Source organism: Luteococcus sp. H91, assembly GCF_038433135.1.
Lineage (GTDB): Bacteria > Actinomycetota > Actinomycetes > Propionibacteriales > Propionibacteriaceae > Luteococcus.
On record NZ_JBCDMV010000023.1, the window covers coordinates 62,895 to 84,874 of the forward strand.

General features: G+C 68.4%; 21 protein-coding genes, 2 tRNA genes, 1 pseudogene and 1 riboswitch. Of the genes and pseudogenes, 7 read left to right on the forward strand and 17 right to left on the reverse strand.

The window, feature by feature from the left end:
* Nucleotide 1 precedes the first annotated feature (1 nt).
* Nucleotides 2-1,411: a 3-isopropylmalate dehydratase large subunit gene (gene leuC, locus AAEX57_RS12420; RefSeq protein WP_342092578.1), complete on the reverse strand. Its 1,410-nt coding sequence runs from the start codon at nucleotides 1,409-1,411 to the stop codon at nucleotides 2-4.
* Between the two features lie 94 nt (nucleotides 1,412-1,505).
* Here leuC and AAEX57_RS12425 point away from each other — a divergent pair, with 94 nt between their 5' ends.
* Nucleotides 1,506-2,231, forward strand: coding sequence for an IclR family transcriptional regulator (locus AAEX57_RS12425; RefSeq protein ID WP_342092579.1), 726 nt, complete (start codon nucleotides 1,506-1,508; stop codon nucleotides 2,229-2,231).
* Between the two features lie 9 nt (nucleotides 2,232-2,240).
* On the opposite strand, the gene AAEX57_RS12430 is transcribed toward AAEX57_RS12425, so the two are convergent.
* The 6 genes from AAEX57_RS12430 to AAEX57_RS12455 all read right to left on the reverse strand — a co-directional run bounded on the left by AAEX57_RS12430 (nucleotide 2,241) and on the right by AAEX57_RS12455 (nucleotide 7,545).
* Nucleotides 2,241-3,665, reverse strand: coding sequence for an amidohydrolase (locus tag AAEX57_RS12430; protein WP_342092580.1), 1,425 nt, complete (start codon nucleotides 3,663-3,665; stop codon nucleotides 2,241-2,243).
* Between the two features lie 194 nt (nucleotides 3,666-3,859).
* Complete coding sequence (locus AAEX57_RS12435; RefSeq protein WP_342092581.1) at nucleotides 3,860-5,257, reverse strand: APC family permease; 1,398 nt, start codon at nucleotides 5,255-5,257, stop codon at nucleotides 3,860-3,862.
* Between the two features lie 184 nt (nucleotides 5,258-5,441).
* Nucleotides 5,442-5,517, reverse strand: a tRNA-Glu gene (locus AAEX57_RS12440).
* Nucleotides 5,518-5,596: 79 nt separating this feature from the next.
* Nucleotides 5,597-5,668: transfer RNA gene (locus AAEX57_RS12445), tRNA-Gln, on the reverse strand.
* 90 nt (nucleotides 5,669-5,758) lie between these two features.
* Nucleotides 5,759-6,724, reverse strand: a complete 966-nt coding sequence (locus tag AAEX57_RS12450) for a CPBP family intramembrane glutamic endopeptidase (protein WP_342092582.1) — start codon at nucleotides 6,722-6,724, stop codon at nucleotides 5,759-5,761.
* Complete coding sequence (locus AAEX57_RS12455) at nucleotides 6,721-7,545, reverse strand: fumarylacetoacetate hydrolase family protein (RefSeq protein WP_342092583.1); 825 nt, start codon at nucleotides 7,543-7,545, stop codon at nucleotides 6,721-6,723. The genes AAEX57_RS12450 and AAEX57_RS12455 overlap by 4 nt, the downstream gene beginning before the upstream one ends.
* 54 nt (nucleotides 7,546-7,599) lie before the next feature.
* On the opposite strand from AAEX57_RS12455, the gene AAEX57_RS12460 reads away from it, so the two are divergent.
* Nucleotides 7,600-8,895, forward strand: coding sequence for a thymidine phosphorylase (locus AAEX57_RS12460; protein ID WP_342092584.1), 1,296 nt, complete (start codon nucleotides 7,600-7,602; stop codon nucleotides 8,893-8,895).
* A gap of 3 nt (nucleotides 8,896-8,898) precedes the next feature.
* A pseudogene (pepT, locus tag AAEX57_RS12465) lies at nucleotides 8,899-10,140 on the forward strand (peptidase T); the annotation flags it as partial.
* Nucleotides 10,141-10,178: 38 nt separating this feature from the next.
* Here the strand turns inward: pepT and AAEX57_RS12470 are convergent.
* Both AAEX57_RS12470 and AAEX57_RS12475 read right to left on the reverse strand, forming a co-directional pair.
* On the reverse strand, nucleotides 10,179-10,475 hold the full coding sequence (locus AAEX57_RS12470; protein ID WP_342092585.1) for an addiction module antidote protein: 297 nt from the start codon (nucleotides 10,473-10,475) through the stop codon (nucleotides 10,179-10,181).
* Nucleotides 10,466-10,780: a type II toxin-antitoxin system RelE/ParE family toxin gene (locus AAEX57_RS12475; RefSeq protein WP_342092586.1), complete on the reverse strand. Its 315-nt coding sequence runs from the start codon at nucleotides 10,778-10,780 to the stop codon at nucleotides 10,466-10,468. The genes AAEX57_RS12470 and AAEX57_RS12475 overlap by 10 nt, the downstream gene beginning before the upstream one ends.
* A 97-nt stretch (nucleotides 10,781-10,877) precedes the next feature.
* Between AAEX57_RS12475 and AAEX57_RS12480 the strand changes: the two genes are divergently transcribed.
* The gene (locus AAEX57_RS12480; RefSeq protein WP_342092587.1) at nucleotides 10,878-11,375 is read left to right on the forward strand and encodes a GNAT family N-acetyltransferase; all 498 of its coding nucleotides are present in this window, start codon (nucleotides 10,878-10,880) and stop codon (nucleotides 11,373-11,375) included.
* Here the strand turns inward: AAEX57_RS12480 and cimA are convergent.
* On the reverse strand, nucleotides 11,360-12,979 hold the full coding sequence (gene cimA / locus AAEX57_RS12485) for a citramalate synthase (protein WP_342092626.1): 1,620 nt from the start codon (nucleotides 12,977-12,979) through the stop codon (nucleotides 11,360-11,362). The genes AAEX57_RS12480 and cimA overlap by 16 nt on opposite strands.
* Nucleotides 12,980-13,083: 104 nt before the next feature.
* The gene (locus AAEX57_RS12490; RefSeq protein ID WP_342092588.1) at nucleotides 13,084-14,166 is read right to left on the reverse strand and encodes a branched-chain amino acid aminotransferase; all 1,083 of its coding nucleotides are present in this window, start codon (nucleotides 14,164-14,166) and stop codon (nucleotides 13,084-13,086) included.
* A gap of 75 nt (nucleotides 14,167-14,241) precedes the next feature.
* Here AAEX57_RS12490 and AAEX57_RS12495 point away from each other — a divergent pair, with 75 nt between their 5' ends.
* Complete coding sequence (locus AAEX57_RS12495) at nucleotides 14,242-15,315, forward strand: 3-isopropylmalate dehydrogenase (RefSeq protein ID WP_342092589.1); 1,074 nt, start codon at nucleotides 14,242-14,244, stop codon at nucleotides 15,313-15,315.
* 214 nt (nucleotides 15,316-15,529) lie between these two features.
* The gene (locus tag AAEX57_RS12500; protein WP_342092590.1) at nucleotides 15,530-15,664 is read left to right on the forward strand and encodes a hypothetical protein; all 135 of its coding nucleotides are present in this window, start codon (nucleotides 15,530-15,532) and stop codon (nucleotides 15,662-15,664) included.
* 62 nt (nucleotides 15,665-15,726) lie between these two features.
* Here AAEX57_RS12500 and ribH read toward each other — a convergent pair whose 3' ends face one another.
* From ribH to AAEX57_RS12525, 5 genes are all read right to left on the reverse strand, one after another.
* Entirely contained in the window at nucleotides 15,727-16,200 is a 474-nt protein-coding gene (ribH, locus tag AAEX57_RS12505) for a 6,7-dimethyl-8-ribityllumazine synthase (RefSeq protein WP_342092591.1), read from the reverse strand.
* Entirely contained in the window at nucleotides 16,197-17,408 is a 1,212-nt protein-coding gene (gene ribB / locus AAEX57_RS12510; RefSeq protein WP_342092592.1) for a 3,4-dihydroxy-2-butanone-4-phosphate synthase, read from the reverse strand. The genes ribH and ribB overlap by 4 nt, the downstream gene beginning before the upstream one ends.
* The gene (locus AAEX57_RS12515) at nucleotides 17,405-18,010 is read right to left on the reverse strand and encodes a riboflavin synthase (protein ID WP_342092593.1); all 606 of its coding nucleotides are present in this window, start codon (nucleotides 18,008-18,010) and stop codon (nucleotides 17,405-17,407) included. The genes ribB and AAEX57_RS12515 overlap by 4 nt, the downstream gene beginning before the upstream one ends.
* Entirely contained in the window at nucleotides 18,011-19,069 is a 1,059-nt protein-coding gene (ribD, locus tag AAEX57_RS12520; protein WP_342092594.1) for a bifunctional diaminohydroxyphosphoribosylaminopyrimidine deaminase/5-amino-6-(5-phosphoribosylamino)uracil reductase RibD, read from the reverse strand. It lies immediately after the preceding gene.
* Between the two features lie 144 nt (nucleotides 19,070-19,213).
* A riboswitch (FMN riboswitch) is annotated at nucleotides 19,214-19,344 on the reverse strand.
* A 170-nt stretch (nucleotides 19,345-19,514) separates the two neighbouring features.
* On the reverse strand, nucleotides 19,515-20,384 hold the full coding sequence (locus tag AAEX57_RS12525) for a DUF3152 domain-containing protein (RefSeq protein ID WP_342092595.1): 870 nt from the start codon (nucleotides 20,382-20,384) through the stop codon (nucleotides 19,515-19,517).
* 113 nt (nucleotides 20,385-20,497) lie between these two features.
* On the opposite strand from AAEX57_RS12525, the gene AAEX57_RS12530 reads away from it, so the two are divergent.
* On the forward strand, nucleotides 20,498-21,064 hold the full coding sequence (locus AAEX57_RS12530; RefSeq protein ID WP_342092596.1) for an O-methyltransferase: 567 nt from the start codon (nucleotides 20,498-20,500) through the stop codon (nucleotides 21,062-21,064).
* Between the two features lie 5 nt (nucleotides 21,065-21,069).
* Here the strand turns inward: AAEX57_RS12530 and AAEX57_RS12535 are convergent, their stop codons facing one another.
* Entirely contained in the window at nucleotides 21,070-21,960 is an 891-nt protein-coding gene (locus AAEX57_RS12535) for a patatin-like phospholipase family protein (RefSeq protein WP_342092597.1), read from the reverse strand.
* Nucleotides 21,961-21,980 lie beyond the last annotated feature (20 nt).

A 21,980-nucleotide genomic window follows, 5' to 3' on the forward strand; every position in this document is an offset into this window, starting at 1 on the left:
GTCAGTTGCTCACTTTCAGATCGGCGGGCGCACTCAGGTGCCCGGTGACGGCGGTGGCGGCGGCGACGGCGGGGCTCACCAGGTGGGTGCGGCCACCCTTGCCCTGCCGGCCCTCGAAGTTGCGGTTGGAAGTGGAGGCGCTGCGCTCCCCCGGCGCCAGCTGGTCCGGGTTCATCCCCAGGCACATCGAGCAGCCGGCCGCGCGCCATTCGGCACCGGCATCCAGGAAGACCTTGTCCAGCCCCTCCAGCTCGGCCTCCAGCCGCACCCGGGCGGAGCCGGGCACCACCAGCATCCGGACGTCGTTGGCCACCCGTCGGCCCTGCAGCACGCTGGCGGCCAGTCGCAGATCCTCGATCCGACCATTGGTGCAGGAGCCCAGGAAGACGGTGTCCACGGCCACCTCGCGCAGCGGGGTGCCGGCGGTCAGGTCCATGTAGGTGAGGGCTCGCTCGGCGGCGCGCTTCTCGTCGGGATCGGGGAAGTCGTCGGGGCTGGGCACGGTGGCGCCCAGCGGCACGCCCTGGCCCGGGTTGGTCCCCCAGGTGACGAAGGGGGTCAGGGTGCTGGCGTCGATGCTGACCTCGGCATCGAAGGTGGCGTCGTCGTCGGTGCGCAGGGTCTTCCAGTACTCGACGGCGGCCTCCCACTGCTCCCCCTCGGGCGCATTGGGGCGGCCCTGGAGATAGTCGAAGGTGGTCTGGTCGGGCGCGACCATGCCCGCCTTGGCACCCCATTCGATCGACATGTTGCAGATCGTCATCCGGCCCTCCATCGACATCTGCTCGATGGTGCTACCGCGGTACTCGACGACGTAGCCCTGCCCGCCGCCGGTGCCGACCTTGGCGATCAACGCCAGCACGACGTCCTTGGCGGTGACGCCCTCGGGCAGGTCACCGTCGATGGTGACGGCCATGGTCTTCGGCGTGGCCTGCGGCAGGGTCTGGGTGGCCAGCACATGCTCCACCTCGCTGGTGCCGATGCCGAAGGCCAGGGCCCCGAAGGCGCCGTGGGTGGCGGTGTGCGAGTCACCACAGACGATGGTCATGCCGGGCTGGGTGAGGCCCAGCTGCGGGCCGATGATGTGCACGACGCCCTGGTCCTTGCTGCCCAGCGAGTGGATCGGCACCCCGAATTCGGCGGCATTCTTGCGCAGCGTGTCCACCTGCAGCTTGCTGATCGGATCGGCGATCGGCTTGTCGATGTCCAGCGTCGGCGTGTTGTGGTCCTCGGTGGCGAGCGTGAGGTCGGGCCGCCGCACCGGACGCCCGGCCAGTCGCAGTCCGTCGAAGGCCTGCGGGCTGGTCACCTCGTGCACGAGGTGCAGGTCGATGTAGAGCAGGTCCGGCTCGCCCTGCTGGCTGCGCACCACGTGCGCGTCCCAGACCTTCTGGCTCAGTGTCTTGCCCATGTTTCCTCTTCTTCGCCGTTGATTGCGCACCCGATGAGTGATTGACCCCAGTATGACACTGGCATATCGGATTACGAGACGCTATTCTCAGATTATGGACGATTCGAGTGGAGTGGGAGTTCTGGACAAGGCCGCCCTGGTGCTGAGTGCCCTGGAGACCGGCCCGACGACCCTCGCGGGCCTGGTCAGTTCCACCGGGCTGGCACGCCCGACGGCGCACCGGCTGGCCGTCGCGTTGGAGCATCACCGGCTGGTGGGCCGAGACCTGCAGGGACGCTTCGTGCTGGGCCCGCGCCTGACCGAGCTGGCCGCGGCCGCCGGCGAGGATCGCCTGCTGGCCACCGCTGGCCCCATTCTTGCCCGGCTGCGCGACATCACCGGGGAATCGGCCCAGTTGTTCCGCCGTCAGGGCGACATTCGCGTCTGTGCAGCGGTTGCGGAACGGCCCAGTGGCCTGCGCGACACCATTCCGGTCGGTTCCCAGCTGACCATGACCGCCGGCTCCGCCGCCCAGGTGCTGCTGGCCTGGGACGAGCCCGACCGGCTGCAGCGCGGCCTCAACTCGTCGGCCTTCTCCGCCGTGGCACTGGCGACGGTGCGGCGCCGCGGCTGGGCCCAGTCCGTGGCCGAGCGCGAGCCCGGCGTCGCGTCGGTCTCCGCACCGGTGCGCGCCCCCAGCGGCAAGGTGCTGGCGGCGGTCAGCGTCTCTGGCCCCATCGAACGGCTAACCCGCCAGCCCGGCCGGCTGCACGCCCCGGCCGTGATGGCCGCTGCCGAACGCCTCTCGGAGGTACTGCGCCGCACCGGCGCCAGCGAGTGAGCCCGAACCTCACGCCTCGTGCGTGAGCAATCCCTCAGAGAGGGTCAAGAGGACGCGCGCCGTCCCCAGACGCTCGGCGGGCACGGCCAGCGGATCCACGTCCAGCACGACGAAGGTGGCTGGACCGCCGAGTTCGAGCGACCCACCGCTCTCCCCGATGGCTGCCCGCGGACCAGTGGTGAACCCCGCGAGCACCTCGCGGGCGGTGAGCGCTTGATCGGGCAGCACTGGAGCCACCGACGGATCGTCCACCGGGCGGCGCAGCTGGGCATCGGCCATGATCTTGAGCACCTCGAAGGGAGCGACTGGATAGTCCGATCCAAGTGCCAGCACCGCTCCCGAATCCAGCACGTCGCGGGTGCACCAGGCCCGGGCGGCCCGCTCCGGCCCCAGACGGCGCGACCACTCATCATTGCCGTCGGCATGGGTGTGGTGGGTGCAGTGAGTGGGTTGCATGCTCACGGCGATCCCGGCCGCGCCCATCTGCTGGATCACGTCTCGACCAACAGATTCCACATGTTCGATCCGGTGCTGCACCCCATTGGTCGGCAGTGCAGCCAAGACCTCCACCACCTCACGGATTCCCCGCTCGCCGATGGCGTGCGTCGCGGTGGGTACCCCCGCCGCGTGGAATTGCGCCACCCGTCGGGCATAGTCCCGAACTCCGCCCCACAAGGAGTCAGTGCTCTCGCCATGACTGTCGGGCGTTTCCAGCCACGCAGTACCGCCCTCGACGGTGCCGTCGATGAAGAACTTCACCCCTTCCACCCGCCAGCGCTGGCCACCGAGCCCCTGTCGGTCGATGAAATCGCGACAGTCGGCATCATCCAGCTGGGGCGTACACCACGGCGACAGTCGCAGCCTCACCGGGAGCGGACCAGCCTCCTCGGCCGCGCAGAGCAGCTCCATGACGTCCGCATCTCGCATGTCCAGCACATGCACCTCAGCAATACCCTGTGCGGCCATCTGCGCCAGCAAGCCGTGCAGGGCCGCAACGCGTTCGGGCAGGGTCTGGACGGGCAAGACCGGCTGCAAGAGTGCCATCGCGTCAAATTCCAGCAGGTGCCCAGTAGGTCGTCCATCATCGCCGATGACTATGGAGCCACTGGGCAGATCCCGCGGACCATCAATACCGGCCAAGGCGAGCGCGGGATCCGAGGCGATGGCCGAGTGGGCATCGAAGAGCGTGACGTAGGCCTTGCGATCCGAGCCCAAGGCCTTGTGCAGCAGCTCATTGGTGATGTCCTCACCATCCAGGCAGGTTGGGTCCAGCCCCCACCCGAGCAACCAGTCGTCCGCCTCCAGATTGCTTTGCGCCTTGCTCAACTCACCGACCAACTGACCGATGGAGGTGCAGCCCGAGAGGTCCACACCTCGGGCCAGCCCGAGACTCATGATCGGGTGGGCATGGGCGTCGGTGAAGGCAGGAACCACGGCTCCATCCGTGCGAATGACGCGGGTGGTAGGGCCGATCAACGGCTGCACGTCCGCTGGACCCCCCAGCCCCACGACTCGTCCCCCGGCCACCGCGATGGCTGTCGGCTGCCGCTCACCGGATGCGACTGACCCCATGGTGTGGACCACACAGGCGACGACCACCAGCTCCGCAATCCCACTGCTGTTCGCACTCATCGGACATCCCCCGGAGCCAGATCCACGTCGGCAAAGGACAAGGTGGGCACCGGACGACGGAAGCCCCCGGTCCGAACCAGCAGGATCATCCCACCCACCGCCAGCCATGCACCACCAACCACCCAGGTGAAGGGCTCCAGCGACGTCCACAGCCAGATACTCAGCCCGAAGCCGATCAGCGGGAGCAAGCCGTAGCGCACCAGCGCGCGGGGACTGCGTTCCGCCTGGCCACTGGCAGGAAACAGGTAGCTGCGGATCACCGAGAGGTTGACCATGCTGAAGGCAGCCAAGGCACCAAAACTGATCATGAAGGCCGCCTGTTCCAGAGTGAGCACGAGGCTCAGCAAGGCAATCACCGAGACAACCGCGGTGGCGACCACGGGCGTCTGGAAACGCTGGGACAGTTGCCCGAGCGATCTCGGCAGCGTGCCGTCGCGCCCCATCGAGAACAGCACGCGGGAGACCGAGACCTGTCCGGCCAATCCTGAACCCAATCCGCCAGCTATCAGGGCGACCACCATCAGCGAGGCCACGATCTGCCCGCCGACATGCTCGGCCAGCACGACGCCCGCGGCATCGAGCAGTTCCTGCGGAACGGCACTCCAGTCGTCGGGATGGTAGGCCAACGCTCCGATCCAGGAGATCAGGATGAAGGTGGCACCACCAATCAGCGTGGTGAGAACGATTGCTCGGGGAATGTCCCGCTCGGGGGCGCGAGCCTCCTCGGACAAGGTGGACACCGCGTCGAACCCCAAGAAGGACAGGGCCAGGATGCCGCCGCCCGTGAGGATCGGGCTGAAGGCGTCGCTCCCGACGATGAATGGGTCGAGCAGACCCGGTGCGCTCGGATCACCGAGAGCTGCCTTGAGCGCCAGGATGCCGAAGACGCCCACGGTGGCGACCGAGATCACGACTGTCACCACGTTGAAGCGATGGGCCAGCTTGATCCCCAAGACATTGAAGATGAAGACGATCAACAGGGCCACCAGCGAGAAGACCTGCACGGGGATGCCGGGGAACTGGGTCGCGACATAGAGCCCCAGGATCATGAAGTTGATCATCGGGATGAACAAGTAGTCCAGGAGCAGCAACCACCCGACGAGGAAGCCGGTTGCCCCGCCGAAGGAGTACTGCACATAGGAATAGGCCGATCCAGCCACCGGGCATCGGCGCACCATCGCGGCGTAGCTGAGTGCCGTGAAGATCATGGTGGCCAAGGCGGCCACGTAGGCCAGCGGTAGATGGCCGCTGGTGATCTGGTTGACGATGCCATAGGTGGTGAACACCGTGGTGATGGCCATGTACGACAGGCCAAACAGGGTGAGGCCGGCAAGTCCAAGGGCGCGCCTGAGCTGCTGCCCCTGTTCGGCAACTGGGTTCTGCAGGGTGGTCATCAAAACTCCCCTCGAGCGGTCAGCGTCGACTGCAAGAAAAATGAATGGCATTCATATTCACACGGGCGCACCGCAGATGGAAGACTTCCGGCGAAAAAAATGTGACGAATGTCACTTTGGCGGCGCGGAGCGCATCACCGCACAACGCAGCAGGCCCGGATCCAGTGGATCCGGGCCTGCTGTCTGGTAGCCCCGACGGGATTCGAACCCGCGCTACCGCCTTGAGAGGGCGGCGTGCTAGGCCGCTACACAACGGGGCCCCTAGCATTGCCTCCGAGTTTCCTCGGGAGCGTTGAAAGCTTAGTGGAAGTGACTCTTGCGAGCAATTCCTGCTTTCAGCAGGGGTACCAGGACTCGAACCTGGACTAACGGAACCAGAAACCGTCGGGCTGCCAATTACCCCATACCCCTTCGTTTCGCCTTGGCGTTTTCTGCGGCGCAACGAGGTTGAACACTACCGGACGCGGACCGCGCTGCCAAATCGGCCCGGGCCGTACAGATTCAGTGCCGACGGTCGGGCGCCCCGGGCGTGCGGGTGGCCAGGTTCATCCGGCCGGACAACCACCACGCGATCAGCGCGAACAACCCGAACCCGAGCAGGTCGCTGGCCGCATTGGCCCAGCCGATCGCCTGCAGGGCACGGGCCTGCGCGATGCCGCCGGTGAAGGCCGCCCAGCCGAAGGCGAACAGGTTGTTGGCGACGTGGCAGGCGATCCCCGCCTCCAGCCCGCCGGTCCAGACCACCAGGGCGCCGGCCAGCAGGCCGAAGCCGAGGCGGTCCACGAACAGCGCCGGGTTCTGCACGCCGTGGAAGAGCGCGAAGAGCAGGGCGGATCCGATCACGGCCAGCCAGCGGGCGTTCTCGGGGCTGAGCCGCACCCCGTCGCCGATTCCGCCGAGCGCCTGCATCAGGTAGCCGCGGAAGAAGAACTCCTCCCCCGCCGCCTGCAGCGGGGCGGTCAGCACCACCAGGCCGATCCACAGCCACACGTCGCGCTGCGGATCGAGCGCAGGCGCCTGCCCCAGCCGACCGAGCAGCAGGACGGCGTTGAGCACCACCGCGGCGATCGGCACGCACAGCAGCAGGTAGCGCCAGCGCATTCCGGGCTGCACGCTCATGGCCCACCGCACCCGTCGTCGGTTCACCCAGCGGGTCAGCGCCAGCGAGATCACGATCAGCAGCGCCAGCCCCAGGTGCGCGCCCACCAGCCCCGACGGGTGCAGGAAGGCCAGCGCCTCCTTGTGATACGCCACGAAGCCGATCGGACGGCCGGCGATCAGCCAGCCGATCCAGACCACCAGCTGGGCCAGCAGCGGCACGGCCAGGGCATAGAGCGAGATCCCCAGCAGGATGCCGAGCCCGCCCCGCAACGGAGCGTCGGGCTCACCGCCGAAGACTCGGGTGTAGTCGACGCCGCCGCGGGGTTCCTCGACGGGCACCGGCGGGGTGGTCTGGGTGGGGCTCACTCCTCGTCCACCACGGGGTTGGCCAGCTCACCGATCTGGTCGATGGCGACGCTGACCCGCTGGCCGGGGGTGATCTCGCCCACGCCGGCCGGGGTGCCGGTGAGGATCACGTCGCCGGGCAGCAGCGTGGTGAACTCGCTGATGTAGCTGACCAGCTCGGCGACGCCGCGCACCATCAGCTTGGTGGAGTCGTCCTGGCGCACCTCGCCCTGCCCGGGGGTGCGCTGGTCCGCAACGGTGGTGGTGATCCGCAGATCGGCGGCATCCTCCAGCGAAAGATGGGTGACGATCCACGGGCCCAGCGGGCAGAAGGTGTCGCTGCCCTTGGCTCGGGCCCACTGCCCGTCGCTGGCCTGCAGGTCTCGCGCGGTGACGTCATTGGCGACGGTGTAGCCGAAGACCACCTCCGGAACGCGATCGACGGGCACCTGCTTGCAGATCCGGCCGATCACCACGGCCAGTTCGCCCTCGTGGTGCAGGCTCTTGCTGGCCTTGGGGCGCACGATCGGGTCGTCGGGGCCAATCACGGAGGTGTTGGGCTTGAAGAACAGCAGCGGGGTGTCCGGTACCTCATTGCCCAGCTCCGCGGCGTGGGCGGCGAAGTTTCGGCCCACCCCGACGATCTTGCTGCGGGGAATGACGGGGGCCAGCAGCCGCACGTCGTCCAGCGGGTGGCGTTCACCGGTGTAGTTCACCGGGCCCGCGAGCGGATCCCCGGTGATGGCGGCGATGGTGTCGGGGTGTTCCCCGGCGTCGGCGGCGAGTTCGACGAGTCCATACTGCGGCTCGCCTCCGGCAAGGGCGTATCGAGCAATGCGCATGCGGCGAGAATACCGTCCGCGCGCCGTCGTCCAGGTGCTGGAATACTGGGCGGCATGGTCAAGGACTTCGATGCACAGGCATACAGCGCGGTGGAACTCATCCGCACCAAGCGCGACGGGGGAACCCTCACCGACGAGCAGATCGACTGGCTGATCCACGCCTACACCGAGGGCATCGTCGCCGACGAGCAGATGAGCGCCATGGCCATGGCCATCCTCTTCCGCGGGTTGGATGACCGGGAACTCCCCCGCTGGACCCAGGCGATGATCGACACCGGCGTGCGGCTGGACTTCTCCTCGCTCAGCCGACCGACCTCCGACAAGCACTCCACGGGCGGTGTGGGCGACAAGATCACCCTGCCGCTGGCGCCACTGGTGGCGGCCTGCGGCGTCGCCGTACCGCAGCTGTCCGGCCGCGGCCTGGGACACACCGGCGGCACCCTGGACAAGATGGAATCGATCCCCGGCTGGCGCGCCATGCTCTCCAACGACGAGATGATGACCCAGCTGGAGGAGGTCGGGGCGGTGATCTGCGCCGCCGGTGACGGCCTGGCCCGCGCCGACAAGAAGCTCTACGCCCTGCGCGACGTCACCGGCACCGTCGAGGCGATCCCGCTGATCGCCAGCTCCATCATGAGCAAGAAGATCGCCGAGGGCACCGGCGCGCTGGTGCTGGACGTGAAGGTGGGCTCCGGCGCCTTCATGAAGAACCTGGACGACGCCCGCGAGCTGGCCAGCCGGATGGTGGCGCTGGGCAAGGCCGCCAAGGTGAACACCGTCGCATTGCTGACCGACATGTCCACCCCGCTGGGCCTGACCGCCGGCAACGCCCTGGAGGTCACCGAATCCGTCGAGGTGCTGGCCGGTGGTGGGCCCGCCGACGTCGTCGAGCTGACCCTGGCGCTGGCCCGGGAGATGCTGCAGGCCGCAGGCTCCGACGCCGACCCCCAGAAGGCCCTCCAGGACGGTTCCGCGATGGACGTCTGGAAGCGGATGGTGCTCGCCCAGGGCGGCGACCCGAACGCGACCCTCCCGGTGGCCAAGCACTCCGACGAGGTACTGGCCGAGGACGACGGCGTGCTGACAACGCTGGATGCGATGGCGGTGGGCGTCGCCGCCTGGCGGCTGGGTGCCGGACGGGCCCGCAAGGAGGATCCGGTGCAGGCCGGCGCCGGCGTCGTGATGCACGCCAAGCCGGGCGATCGGGTGGTCAAGGGCCAGCCGATCCTCACCCTGCACACCGACACCCCCGAGGCCTTCGAGCGGGCGCGCGAGGCGCTGGCTGGCGGCATCGAGATCGGGCCGCAGCCCGTGGAGCGTCAGCCGCTGCTGATCGACCGGATCAGCTGAACGATGACGGACGCCGAGGCACGCCGACGCGAGGACGCACTGGCCGAGCGCTTCCTGCGCTACAGCGCGATCAGCAGCCAGTCGGATGCCTCGGCCACCGTCGTGCCCAGCACGCCCGGGCAGCGAGTCTTCGCCGAGCTGCTGGCCGACGAGTTGCGCGCTGCGGGTGCGGCCGACGTACAGCTGTCCGAGACCGCGGTGCTGACCGCCCGGATCCGGGAGCGGCTGCCCGCCGGGCATCCGCCGGTTCCAGCGGTGGGTTTCTGCGTGCACCTGGACACGGCCGACGCCGGTCTGTCCCCCGAGGTGCACGCCCGGGTGGTCTCCTACGAGGGCGGCGATTTGTGTCTGGACAAGGAATCCGACGCCTGGATCCGGGTGGCGGAGCATCCGGAGCTGGCGCGTTACGCCGGCCAGCGGCTGCTGGTCACCGACGGCAGCTCTGTGCTGGGCGCCGATGACAAGGCCGGGGTCGCGTCGGTGATGGAGGCCGTGACTGGTCTGCTGGCCGACCCCGACGCGGTGCATGGCGACATCTATCTGGCCGTCGTGCCGGATGAGGAGATCGGGCTGCGCGGCGTACGGACCCTGGACCTGACTCGCTTTCCGGTGGAATTCGCCTGGACGCTGGACTGCTGCGAGCTGGGCGAGGTGGTCTGGCAGACCTTCAACGCCGCCGCCGTCCGGGTTCAGGTGCAGGGGGTTTCGGCGCATCCGATGTCCGCGAAGGGGGTGCTGGTCAATCCGGTGCTGGTTCTGCACGATCTGGTGACCCAGCTGGACCGGGAGCAGACGCCGGAGCACACCGAGGGAACCGAGGGCTTCGTCTGGGTGACCGGCGTCGAGGCCAATCCGTCGCGAGCGACGCTCAGCGCGATCATCCGTGACCATGACCTGGCCGGTTTCGAGACCCGCAAGCGCACCGTGCTGGCGGCCGTCGAGCAGGCGCGACTATTGCACCCCCGCGCCAGCGTCGAGGTGGAGATCACCGACACCTACGGCAACATCGCCGACGCGGTTACCGACCAGAACCGCACCGCCATCGATCTGGTGCTGACGGCGATGGAGAACCTGGGCATCACGCCGAAGCCGACCGCGATGCGGGGCGGCACCGACGGTTCCTGGCTGTCCCGCCAAGGAATCCTCACCCCGAACTTGTTCACGGGGGCGCACAACTTCCACAGCGCCGCCGAATTCCTGCCGCTGCCCAGCTTTGAGCGCAGCCACGCGCTGGTGCTGGAACTGATTCGACTGGCGGGTGCCGACACTGGCATCGGGGGGGGTCAAGCAACATCGGCCTTCGGCGCGACGGTGATTTGCCCTCCCAAGGCGTCGACGACCTTCATGATTGTCTGGAATGAGGGGTTTCCGGCACCGCTGAGCGACTTGTACAACGACTCGCGACCGACGCCGGCAGCCCGGGCAACTTCGGCCATGCCCTTCGCCTTGGCAATGTCACCAAGTGCCGCCTGCAGCAGCGCAGGATCGCCACTGCGTGCGGCCTCGTCGAGGTAGGCGAGCATGTCCTCGGTGGTCTCGAGGTATTCGCTGGCGTCCCAGCGCTTGAGTGTCATGGCCATTGTTTCTCCTTGCGAAGGTCTGCAGCCAAGGCCTTGGCCTTGGCGATGTCGGCATCCTGGCTGGCCTTGTCCCCGCCGACGAGAAGGACAACCACGGTCCGCTCTTGCAACAGGTAGTAGAGGCGGTATCCAGGACCAAAGTGGAAGCGCATCTCATAGATCTGGTCACCGACGGACTTGACGTCACCAACCAAGCGGTCTTCCAGCTGACACCGGCGCAGCGCCAGCGAAATCCTGGCCCGGGCTTGCCGGTCCTTCAGTTTCCGGAACCACTTCTCGTAGGTTTCCGTGGTGAGGATCTCCACGCACAGAGTGTATCCCATGGAATACACATTGACAGGTCATGTGTACCCCGAGGAAAGTCGGTGGACAGCCGGGGGCGGAGGGGCCCAGACTCCTTGCATGACCCTAATCCTGCGTCCTGTGACGCCCGCCGACGAGGCCGTCGTGCGCGCCCTGCACGAACAACTCCGGGCCGACGACTTCGAATTCCTGCTGGCCGACGGCGACTGGGACGAGGTGCTGGCCACGATCGCCGCCGAGGCCGATGCGCGGAATCTGCCGCCGGGGCGGGTCCCGGCGGACTTCCTGCTCGCCGAGGTGGACGGCCAGGTGGTTGGCCGGGTGTCCATCCGTCACGAACTGAACCGGTACCTGCTCGCCGTGGGCGGGCACGTCGGCTATGCGGTGGGTCCGGACTTTCGCCGTCGTGGCCACGCCACCAAGATCCTGCGGCAGGCGGTCGCCCGGCTCAACGCGCTGGGCGTCGACCGGGTGTTGGTCACCTGTGACGACGACAACACCGCCTCGGCGCGCACCATCGAGGCGTGCGGCGGCATCCTGGAGAACACCGTCGACACCGGGGAAGGCGTACCCAAGCGACGCTACTGGATCGGCTGATCCGTCCCGTACCCCTTGACCAGGCCGTAGCAGTAGGCGTCGGACAGCGCCTCCCAGCTGGACTCGATCACATTGCCGCCGACGCCGACCGTGGTCCAGGTGTGGTCCCCGTCGGACATGTCGATCAGGGTGCGGGTGATGGCGTCGGTGCCGCCGGTCTCCATGATCCGCACCCGGTAGTCGGTCAGCTTGAAGCGCTCCACCTGATTGAAAACCGGGGTGAGGGCCTGGGTGAGGGCATCATCCAGGGCGTCGACGGGGCCATTGCCCTCCCCCACCACCGCCAGTCGCTTGGGGCCGGCAACCGGATCGTGGGCGACCAGTTTCACCGTCGCCTCGGAGTAGGTTTCGTTCTCCGCATCCCCGGGGCGATGCTCGGTGAGCACGCGCCAGCTGGCAATCCCGAAGGGCGCTTCCAACTCGCCGATCTCGTCGCGCAGCAGCAGCTCGAAGCTGGCATCGGCCGCCTCATAGGAGTAGCCCTCGGCCTCGCGCTGTTTGACCACCTCGGTGATCCGGGCGGCCAGCTCGCGATCCGAGAGGTCGAAGCCCAGTTGTTCGCCCTTGATCTGGATGTTGGCGCGGCCCGCCATGTCGCTGATCAGCATCCGCATGTCATTGCCCACCAGCGCGGGATCGATGTGCTGGTACAGATCCGCGTCCACCTTGATCGCCGACGCGTGCAGCCCGGCCTTGTGCGCAAAGGACGAATTGCCCACATAGGGCTGGCGGGCGTGCGGCACCTGGTTGGTGATCTCCGCGATGGCATGCGACGTGCGGCTGAGGTTGGCCAGCTGGTGGTCGCTGAGCAGCGGCCAGCCGAATTTGAGCTGCAGGTTGCCGATCAGCGTCGTCAGGTCGGCATTGCCGGTGCGCTCGCCGTAGCCGTTGACGGTTCCTTGGACGTGCATCGCACCGGCGTCGACGGCGGCCAGGGTGTTGGCGACGGCGCAGCCGGTGTCGTTGTGGCAGTGGATTCCCAGGTCGACGCCGATCGCCCCCGCAGCCGAGACGATGTCGCCCATCTGACTGGGCAGCATGCCGCCATTGGTGTCGCACAGCACCACCACCTCGGCGCCCGCCTCGGCCGCGGTGCGCACCACATCCAGCGCATAGGCCGGGTTGGCGCGATAGCCGTCGAAGAAGTGCTCGCAATCCACGAAGACGTGCTTGCCGTGCTCCACCAGGTGACTGACGGTGTCGGCCACCATCGCCAGGTTCTCCTCCAACGAGGTGCGCAGCGCGTGCACCACGTGGGCGTCGTGGCTCTTGGCCACCAGACAGACGTAGTCGGTGCCGACCTCGCGCAGCGCGGCGGTCAGCGGGTCGTCGGCGGCGCGCACCCCGGCCTTGCGGGTGGAGCCGAAGGCCACCAGCTTCGCACTGCTCAGCTGGAGCTCCGTGGCCGCGGCCTGGAAGAAGGCGGTGTCATTGGGGTTGGCGCCCGGCCAGCCGCCCTCGATGAAACTGACCCCCAACTCGTCCAGGTGGCGCGCGATCCGCAGCTTGTCGGCGACGGACAGCCGCAACCCCTCCTGCTGCGCGCCATCGCGCAGGGTGGTGTCGAAGATCTGGAAATTGTCCGGTGGCAAGGGGGTCTGCACACTCACGGGGTGTCCTCTCGGGCGGGTCACCACAGTCTGTCCGGGAACCGGTTGACGAGACCGACGTCTCGCCAACTGGACCCCCGATCGCACGGGAAGGGCGGTCAGCAGACCTTGCGGGTCCAGCCGTACTTGTCCTCGGCGCGGCCGTACTGGATGTCCACCAGGCGCTGGCGGATCCTCAGTGACTGCGGCTCCTCGGCCACGGGCAGGCGGTGCACCTGGTCGCCCACCTTCAGGCTGCCGATCGGCGTGACGACGGCGGCGGTGCCACAGGCGAAGGCCTCGACGATGCTGCCGTCGGCGATGCCATCGGTCACCTCCTGCAGCGCCAGTCGACGCTCCACCGGCTTCAGCCCCAGGTCGGGTGCCAAGGTGAGGATCGAGTCCCGGGTGATCCCGGGCAGGATGTTTCCGGTCAGCTCCGGGGTGACGAGCTCACCGGCTCGGGTGATGACGAAGAAGTTCATCCCGCCCAGCTCGTCGATGTGCGAGCGGTCGGTGGCATCAAGGAAGAGCACCTGGCTGCAGCCGTTGGCGTAGGCCTCATTGGTGGCCTGCAGGCTGGCCGCGTAGTTGCCGCCGCACTTGGCCGCACCGGTGCCGCCAGCGCCGGCCCGCGACGAGTCCAGGCTGACCCAGATGTCCACCGAGCTGACGCCGTCGGCGAAGTAGGCGCCCACTGGCGAGGCGATCACGCAGTAGGTGGCGGTGTGCGCGGCGCGCACGCCCAGGAAGTCCTCGTTGGCGATGGTGAAGGGGCGCAGGTACAGGCTCTGCTCGGCACCGCCGGGCACCCACCGCTCGTCGACCGCGACCAGGGCCTCGACGCTGGCGACGAAGTCGGCCACCTCCAGTGCCGGGAGAGCCAGCCGCGCGGCGGAGTTGATCATCCGCTGGGCATTGGCCTCGGGGCGGAAGAGCCAAACCGATCCGTCGCCGCGACGGTAGGCCTTGAGACCCTCGAAGATCTCCTGCGCGTAGTGGAAGACGGCGCTGGCGGGGCTGAAGTCACCGTTGGCATACTGGCTGATCCGGGCGTCGTGCCAGCCCTCATCCTTGGTCCACGTCGCGACGGCCATGTGATCGGTGAAGTGGTCACCGAAGCCGGGATTGGCGAAGATCTCCTCGATCCGGGCCTGGTCGGTGTGCTGCTGGTCGTCGCGGACGGTGAACTCGAGTGCCATGCCACAAAGCCTAGACCCGTCCCAATCATGAGACAATCGTCTCGCCGACTGGGATCCTCGTCCTAGAATGCAGGCATGACGACAACGACGCCCAGCAAGACCCCCACCATCGCCGTCATCGGCGGCGACGGCATTGGCCCCGAGGTCACCGCGGAGGCGCTCAAGGTGCTGAAGGCGACGGTGGGCGAGGATGCCTTCACCTTCGTCGAGCACGACCTGGGCGCCGAGCGCTGGCTGCGCACCGGCGAGGTACTGCCCGAGGCCACCATCGAGGAGCTGAAGGCCTCCGACGCCATCATCCTGGGCGCGGTGGGCGCCGCGCCGGGCTCCACCGAGATTCCGTCGGGCCTGCTGGAGCGCGGCCTGCTGCTCAAGCTGCGCTTCCTGTTCGACCACTGCGTGAACCTGCGCCCCAGCAAGTACTACCCCGGTACCGCCACTCCCCTGTCCGACGAGGTGGTGGGCCGCGGTCCGATCGACTTTGTCGTGGTGCGCGAGGGAACCGAGGGCCTGTACTGCGGCAATGGCGGCGCGGTGCGGGTCGGCACGCCGCAGGAGATCGCCACCGAGGTCAGCGTCAACACCGCCTTCGGCGTGGAGCGGGTGGTGCGCGACGCCTTCGAGCGCGCGATGACCCGTCGCAAGAAGCTCACCCTGGTGCACAAGCACAATGTGCTGGTCAACGCCGGCGGCCTGTGGAAGCGGATCGTGGAGCAGGTCGGCGCCGAGTACCCCGAGGTGACCACCGACTACCTGCACATCGACGCCGCGACGATCATGCTGGTCACCGACCCGCAGCGCTTCGACGTGATCGTCACCGACAACCTGTTCGGCGACATCCTCACCGATGAGGCGGGTGCGATCACCGGCGGCATCGGCCTGGCAGCCAGCGCCAACATCAACACCTCCGGCGACTTCCCCAGCATGTTCGAGCCCGTGCACGGCTCCGCCCCGGACATCGCCGGCCAGGGCATCGCCGACCCGACCGCCGCGATCAGCTCCATGGTGCTGCTGTTGGACCACCTGGGCCGCCCCGAGGATGCCCGCCGGATCGAGGCCGCCGTCGAGGCCGACATCGCCAGCCGTGGCTCCGAGAAGCGCTCCACCAGCCAGATCGGCGACGCGATCGCCGCCGCGGTGACGGGCTGACCCAGGCGAACCCGCCACCGATCGCGGACATACGTTGGAAATTCACAGTTCGCGATGTTGGATCGGTATACCAACTCCCGTTGGATCGGTACTCTCCGACCACCACCTGACGACCGCGAACGGACGCCACGAGGTCGATCTGGTCGTCGAGCGGCACGACGGACAGGTCCTCGGCATCGAGGTGAAGTTGGCAACGAGCGTCTCCGATGCCGACGTGAAACACCTTCTGTGGCTCAAACAGGAGGATGAGGATCGCGTTGCCGACCTGATCATCGTCACCACCGGTGAGCGGGCCTACCGCCGAACTGACGGCGTCGGCGTCGTCCCCCTGACGCTGCTTGGTCTGTGACGCGCGCAACTAGAAGCTGGGACGGGGAACTCCCCTCGACAAGCTCGGGGACCGTGGTTGGGCTAGGCGGGCAGCGCGGCGCGCAGGGCCATCACCGTCGCGACGGCGGCGGTGGCGGCTTCGTGGCCCTTGTCTTCGCTCGAACCCTCCAGCCCCGCGCGATCCAGGGCCTGCTGATCGTTGTCGCAGGTCAGCACGCCGAAGCCGACCGGCTTGCCGGTGCGCACGCTGACGTCGGTGAGCCCGATGGTGGCGGCCTCGCAGACGTACTCGAAGTGCGGGGTGCCGCCGCGGATCACCACGCCGAGCGCCACCAGCGCATCGAACTTGTCGACCAGCGCGGAGCAGGCCCCGGCCAGCTCGAAGGTGCCCGGCACGCGCACCAGAGTGACGTCGGTGACGCCGGCCTCGGCCAGGCCGCGCTGCGCGCCGTCAACCAGGCCGTCCATCACGGTGGTGTGCCAGCTGGCCGCGACGATCGCGACCTTCAGGCCGCTGCCGTCGACGGTGATGGTGGGTGCTCCGGCTCCGCTCATGCGCTTGCTCCATTCGTGAGATTGGCCGGCAGGGTGTGGCCCATCCGGTCCCGTTTGGTGGTCAGGTAACTGATGTTGTCCTCGCCGACGCCGGTGGCGCCGGAGCGCACCCCCAGCACCTCCAGCCCCGCCGCCCGCAGGGCCTCGGCCTTGGCCGGATTGTTGCTGAGCAAGGTGATCCCGGGAACCCCCAGGGCGGTCAGGACGGCCGCCGCGGCGCCGTACTCCCGGTCGTCGACGGGCAGGCCCAGCTGGGTTTGGGCATCGACGGTGTCCGCGCCGCCGTCCTGCAGGTGGTAGGCGCGCAGCTTGTTCAGCAGGCCCACGCCCCGGCCCTCGTGGCCGCGCAGGTAGACCAGCACGCCCGGCTCGGTGCCCAGCAGTTCCTGGGCGCGCCGCAGCTGCGGGCCGCAGTCGCAGCGCAGCGATCCAAGCGCGTCACCGGTCAGGCACTCCGAGTGCATCCGCACCAGATTGCGCTCACCGATCCCCAGCGGGCTGATCATCGCAACGTGTTCCGCGCCGGTCACGAGATCACGGAAACCGATCGTCTCGAAGCGTCCCGCCTCGGTGGGCAGCACGGTCCGGGCCACCTCCTCCACCCGGTCGTGCAGCGCGCGCCAGGCGGCCAGGTCGGCAATGGTGACCACCGGTAGCCCTTCCTTGGCGCCGAGCTCCAGCACGGCGTCGGTGCGCATCATGGTGCCGTCGTCGTGCACCAGCTCACCGATCACCCCGACGGGACTCAGGCCGGCCAGCCGGCAGAGGTCCACCGTCGCCTCGGTGTGGCCCCGGCGGGTCAACACTCCCCCGTCGCGGGCCCGCAGCGGCACCACGTGCCCGGGCCGGTTGAAGTCCGTTGCGACGGCATCGGGGCTGGCCAGCAGCCGGACGGTGGTGGCGCGGTCGTGCGCGCTGATCCCGGTGGTGGTGCCCTGGGCGGCGTCGACGGTGATGGTGTAGGCGGTGCGCAGACTGTCCTGGTTCTGCTCCACCATCATCGGCAGCTCCAACCGGTCGGCCCACGGCTCCGGCATGGGGGCGCACAGGTAGCCGGAGCTGTGCCGGATGGCCCAGGCGGTCCACTCGTCGGTCAGGGTCTGGCCGGCGGCGATCACGTCGCCCTCGTTCTCCCTGTCGACGTCATCCAACACCAGCACGGGCCGGCCGTCGCGCATCGCCTGCAGGGCTTCCTCGATGGTGTTCACGCCTCTTCCTTCCCGGCCGCAGCCAGCATCTTCTCGACGTACTTGGCCAGCACATCCACCTCCAGGTTCACCCGGTCACCCACCTGCTTGCTGCCCAGCGTGGTCAGCTCCAGGGTGGTGGGGATCAGCGAGACCTCGAAGAAGTCGTCACCGATGCCGCTCACCGTGAGCGAGACCCCGTCGACGGTGATGGATCCCTTCTCCACCACATAGCGGGCCAGGGCGGCGGGCAGCTCGAAGCGCACCACCTCCCAGCGCTCGCCGGGGGTGCGCTGCAGGATCCGGGCGGTGCCGTCGACATGCCCCTGCACCACATGCCCGCCGAAGCGCCCGTTGGCGGCCATCGCGCGCTCCAGGTTCACCGGAGCACCCGCCACCAGTTCGCCCAGGCTGGAGCGGCGCAGGCTCTCGGCCATCACGTCGACGCTGAAGCTGATCTGGTCGTGCTCGACGACAGTCAGGCAGACGCCATTGCAACTGATCGAGGCGCCGGTGACGGCGTCGCTGACCACCAGCGGGCCGCGAATCCGCAGCACCGCGGACTCGCTGCCGTGCTCGATGGACTCGACGCTGCCGAGCTCCTCGACGATTCCGGTGAACATTCACTTCTCCTTGGGGTTGGTGGCTGGGTGGTTGGAGGGCGTGGGATTGAGGGTGAGGGCCAGGTCGTCGCCGTGGCGTTCGACGTCGACCAGCCGAAGCCGGGCGATGTCGGCGATGGTGCCGATTCCCAGATCCGCGACAGCAGCCTTTCCGGCACCGAGCAGGGCGGGGGCCAGGCAGCAGATCACCTCGTCGATGACGCCGACGCGCCACCAGGCGGCGGCCAGGGCCGGCCCACCCTCCAGCCAGACGTGGTGGATTCCCTGCTGGGCCAGGGATTGCAGCACCTCCCGCGGCTTGCCACCGGGGAACTGCCGGAAACGGCCGTCGGTACCGCGCACCCGGGCCTCGGTTGGCACCGGCCGGTCCCCGACCACCACCCGCAGCGGCTGCCTGCCCACCGGGCGATCCTGTGCGCCGCGGACGGTGAGCCGGGGATCGTCGGACAGCACGGTGCCGGTACCCACCACCACCGCGCCGCAGGCGGCCCGGCGGGCATTCATCGCCTGGCGCATCGGCTCGCCCGTGATCCACTGCGACGTGCCATCTACGGCGGCGCTGCGGCCGTCCAGGGTGGCGGCGAACTTCCAGCTGACCCACGGCCGGCCCGTTTGCTGGGCGAAGGTCCAGGTCTGGTTCAGCGCCGCGGCCTCCTGCGCCATGAGCCCGTGCTGCGCGGGGACGCCGGCAGACCGCAGGGTGGTGGCGCCGCCGCTGGCTTGGGCCGTCGGGTCCCCCTGGGAGAAGACCACCCGAGCCACCCCAGCCGAGATCAGTGCCTGCGCACACGGCCCGGTGCGGCCGGTGTGATTGCAAGGTTCCAGGGTGACGACGGCGGTGGCTCCGCGGGCCGCTGGCCCGGCGGCCTTGAGGGCCATCACCTCCGCATGGTCGGTGCCGGCGCCCTCATGCCAGCCCTCCCCCACGGTGGCGCCGTCGGCATCCAACAGGACGCAGCCGACGCGGGGATTGGGATCGGCCTCGGGGCCACGGGCGGCAAGCTCCAGGGCACGCTGCATGGCGACGCGTTCGTGCGTCGGCCACTGTGTCTGATCCATCTCGCTCCCCTGCATCGGCACCACTGCCGTGCTCCGGGGTGTGCGAGGCCGCGCACGGATGCGCGTTCGCGCCGCACGTCGCGAAGTCCATCGACCAAGGACATACGGTCAAACAACCGGTTGCGCCACAGGCGTCAACCAGCTCCACGTGTTTCCTCCCATCCGGACTTTCACCGTCGGTCCTGGAATTGCACCAGATCAACCGTCAGCTGGCAGCTGACGGGTCGCGGACTGTCACCGCCGGTTCGGACTTGCACCGACCCCGGAACACGTTGCGGCCATTGTGCCACGACCACCAAGCCCCTGCCACGGGATCCCATGCTTCGCGACCGCAACCTGCTGCTCAGATTGGCAGCCAGGCTGACCCAGAAAACTTCTTGAACCTTCCAACCGTCAAAAAGTTGCCACTTTGTGCAGCCCCTCTGAGGCGTGGCATCGGCAGCGGCTACTTACCGTCCAGCGCGGGCCACGGATTGGGCTTGCAGCCGTCAATCCGCTTGCTCTGCTGCATCATCACCGGCGCATTGCGGCCCTTGGCCGAGCAGCCGACGTGGTCCTTGCCGATGAAGTGGCCCACCTCGTGGTTCACCATGTACGCCCGGTAGGCCTGCAGGTCGGTGAAGGTTGGGGTCATGTACAACCACCGGTCGGTGTTCAGGATCACGTTGGAGCCCGAGCGGCAGCTCCAGGTCAGCTTGATGTCCAGCGGGCACATCTTCTGCGCGGTGCCCGGGGAGGCCAGGAAGATGGTGAACTCCGCCTTCTTCGGGTCCTTCACCAGCTCGAAGGAGTGCCCCTGGTGGCCGATCCAGCCACGCGGGTCGTTCAGCACCGTGCTGATCTGCCGGGCCGCGCTGGTGGCGTCAATCTCGGTGCCGTCCTCACTCTTGACCACATACCGGTGCACCGCATAGGTCTTCTTCGCCGGCGGCACCTGCAGGTTCGCCACCTTCCAGGTGCCCTTGCCGGTCAACCCGGAGTGCTTCATGCCATTGGTGTCGGAGATCACGTCGTCATCCGACGATGAGGAGGAGCTCGGCTGTGCCAACGAGCTGCTGGGGGCCGCGGAGGTGGGCTCCGGTGACGGGCTGGGAGTCTCGGTCTGGCCGGGAGTCTCGGTCTGGCTGGGTGGGTTCGAACTGGCCGCGGCGGGGACCGCCCGGTCCTCGTCGCTGCGACAGCCCCGCACCATCAGGGAGAAGACCGTCAGCACCAACAGCCCCGCCAGGCCCAGCACCGCGATGGAGGCGACCCGGCTACCGCGGCGGGTGAGTCTGATCGGGGGCTGGTTCCACGGCGCATTGGGGGTGCTCACGCCCCAAGCCTAGGGCCAATCCAGCCGCGCGGGGGCAGGTGACCGCGCCGGTGCACAATCTCATGCTGTGAGCCCCGACGATGGCCCGGCCGACAGCTGGAAGACTGACGCCCGTGAGCACGCCACAGGAGGTTCCCGAGCTAGTCAGCCGGGCATTGCACCAGTGTCTGGTGACCGGCTGGCTGCAGACCACCCGCAATGAGACGGGGCGGCTGCTCGCCACCCTCGCGGCCGGTCGGGAGGGCACCATCGCGGAGGCCAGCACCGGCGGCGGAGCCGGCGTCGCCTGGCTGCGCAGCGGCGCTCACCCGGAAACCCACGTCGTGTGCGTGGAGAAGGACGGCGAGCGGGCCGAGCAGGCACGCCGGACATTGGAGGGAACCGACGTCGAGGTGCTCGACGGGGGTTGCGAGACCCTGCGTGCCCGGGCGCCCTTCTCCCTGCTCTACCTGAGCCGCCGCACCGCCGAGCAGCTCTCCCGTGATCTGGCGTGGCAACTGGTCGAGACCGGGGGCACGGTGGTGATCGACGACTTCGAACCCAGCAATGAGTGGCCGCCGCGGGACTTCTGCGGCGCCATCGACACCCTGCGGCAGGAGTGGCTCAGCGACGAACGCTTCACCTCCACCGAGGTGGCTGTCGCGCCGGATCTCGCCGTGGTGCTCGCCACCAAGCTCTGACCGGATCACCGATTGAGGAAGCGTTCCCAGGCGGGTAGCTCGTCCTTTGCCTGCGCCGCGCCCAGGGCGTGTGCCTCGCGCAGCCGGTCGACGCGCTTCTCGCCGTTGGCGATCTTCATGTGGGTGGGACGGAAGACGTAGGCCCTGCCTTGGGCTTCCAGCTCGGCGAGTTCGTCCAGGACGCGGTTGTAGTTCTCCGCCCGCTCCAGCAGGGCGCGGGCGATCTTCGGATAGCGCCGGAAGACCACGTCGTAGGCGCGCGGGTGCCGCGCCGGGGGCTTGCGGTAGCCCGGTTCACGGGTGAGCACGACGAAGAACTTCTCGTAGCCGGCCTGCTTCGCAGCATCCAGCGCGATGCCCCCGCTGGGGCCCAACGCCCCATCGCACCACGGCTCCCCGTCGATCTGGACGATGGGCATGAGGCCGGGCATGGTCGACGATGCGCGGATCCGCTTGGCCATGGCCGGCAGGTCCGGCATGTCATCCTGGGTCCAGTAGATGTGCTCGCCGGTGCGGGCGTTGAAGCCACCCACGTTCAGCGTCGCCGGATTGGCCTTGAAGGCCTCGAAGTCCAGCGGCAATGGTTGGTCGGGCAGGCCGGTCTGTTCGTAGATGAACTCGGAATTGAAGACCCCCTTGCCCCGCACCCAGGTGCGCCAGCTGCCGAAGTCGGGGTGTTCGGCGATCTCCACAAAACTCGCCTCGGCGCGCACCGCGTCGCGCGCCACGTAGTTCAGGCTGTTGGACGAGCCCGCCGAGATCCCGGCGACGAAGTCGAAGTACATCTCCTGTGCCAGCAGTTCCTGCACGACGGCGCAGGTGTAGGCGGCGCGCATGCCACCGCCCTCGAAGATGAGGGCGGTGTCGGTGATGTTGCTGGTCAGGGATTCGGGCACGTCGTCACCCTAGCCCGCGG

Bases quoted from the DNA above. Each gene is read 5' to 3' on its own strand.
- leuC (WP_342092578.1), bottom strand. From the start codon at position 1,411: ATGGGCAAGACACTGAGCCAGAAGGTCTGGGACGCGCACGTGGTGCGC.
- AAEX57_RS12425 (WP_342092579.1), top strand. From the start codon at position 1,506: ATGGACGATTCGAGTGGAGTGGGAGTTCTGGACAAGGCCGCCCTGGTG.
- AAEX57_RS12435 (WP_342092581.1), bottom strand. From the start codon at position 5,257: ATGACCACCCTGCAGAACCCAGTTGCCGAACAGGGGCAGCAGCTCAGG.
- AAEX57_RS12455 (WP_342092583.1), bottom strand. From the start codon at position 7,545: ATGCGCATTGCTCGATACGCCCTTGCCGGAGGCGAGCCGCAGTATGGA.
- AAEX57_RS12460 (WP_342092584.1), top strand. From the start codon at position 7,600: ATGGTCAAGGACTTCGATGCACAGGCATACAGCGCGGTGGAACTCATC.
- AAEX57_RS12470 (WP_342092585.1), bottom strand. From the start codon at position 10,475: ATGGCCATGACACTCAAGCGCTGGGACGCCAGCGAATACCTCGAGACC.
- AAEX57_RS12480 (WP_342092587.1), top strand. From the start codon at position 10,878: ATGACCCTAATCCTGCGTCCTGTGACGCCCGCCGACGAGGCCGTCGTG.
- AAEX57_RS12490 (WP_342092588.1), bottom strand. From the start codon at position 14,166: ATGGCACTCGAGTTCACCGTCCGCGACGACCAGCAGCACACCGACCAG.
- AAEX57_RS12495 (WP_342092589.1), top strand. From the start codon at position 14,242: ATGACGACAACGACGCCCAGCAAGACCCCCACCATCGCCGTCATCGGC.
- ribH (WP_342092591.1), bottom strand. From the start codon at position 16,200: ATGAGCGGAGCCGGAGCACCCACCATCACCGTCGACGGCAGCGGCCTG.
- AAEX57_RS12515 (WP_342092593.1), bottom strand. From the start codon at position 18,010: ATGTTCACCGGAATCGTCGAGGAGCTCGGCAGCGTCGAGTCCATCGAG.
- ribD (WP_342092594.1), bottom strand. From the start codon at position 19,069: ATGGATCAGACACAGTGGCCGACGCACGAACGCGTCGCCATGCAGCGT.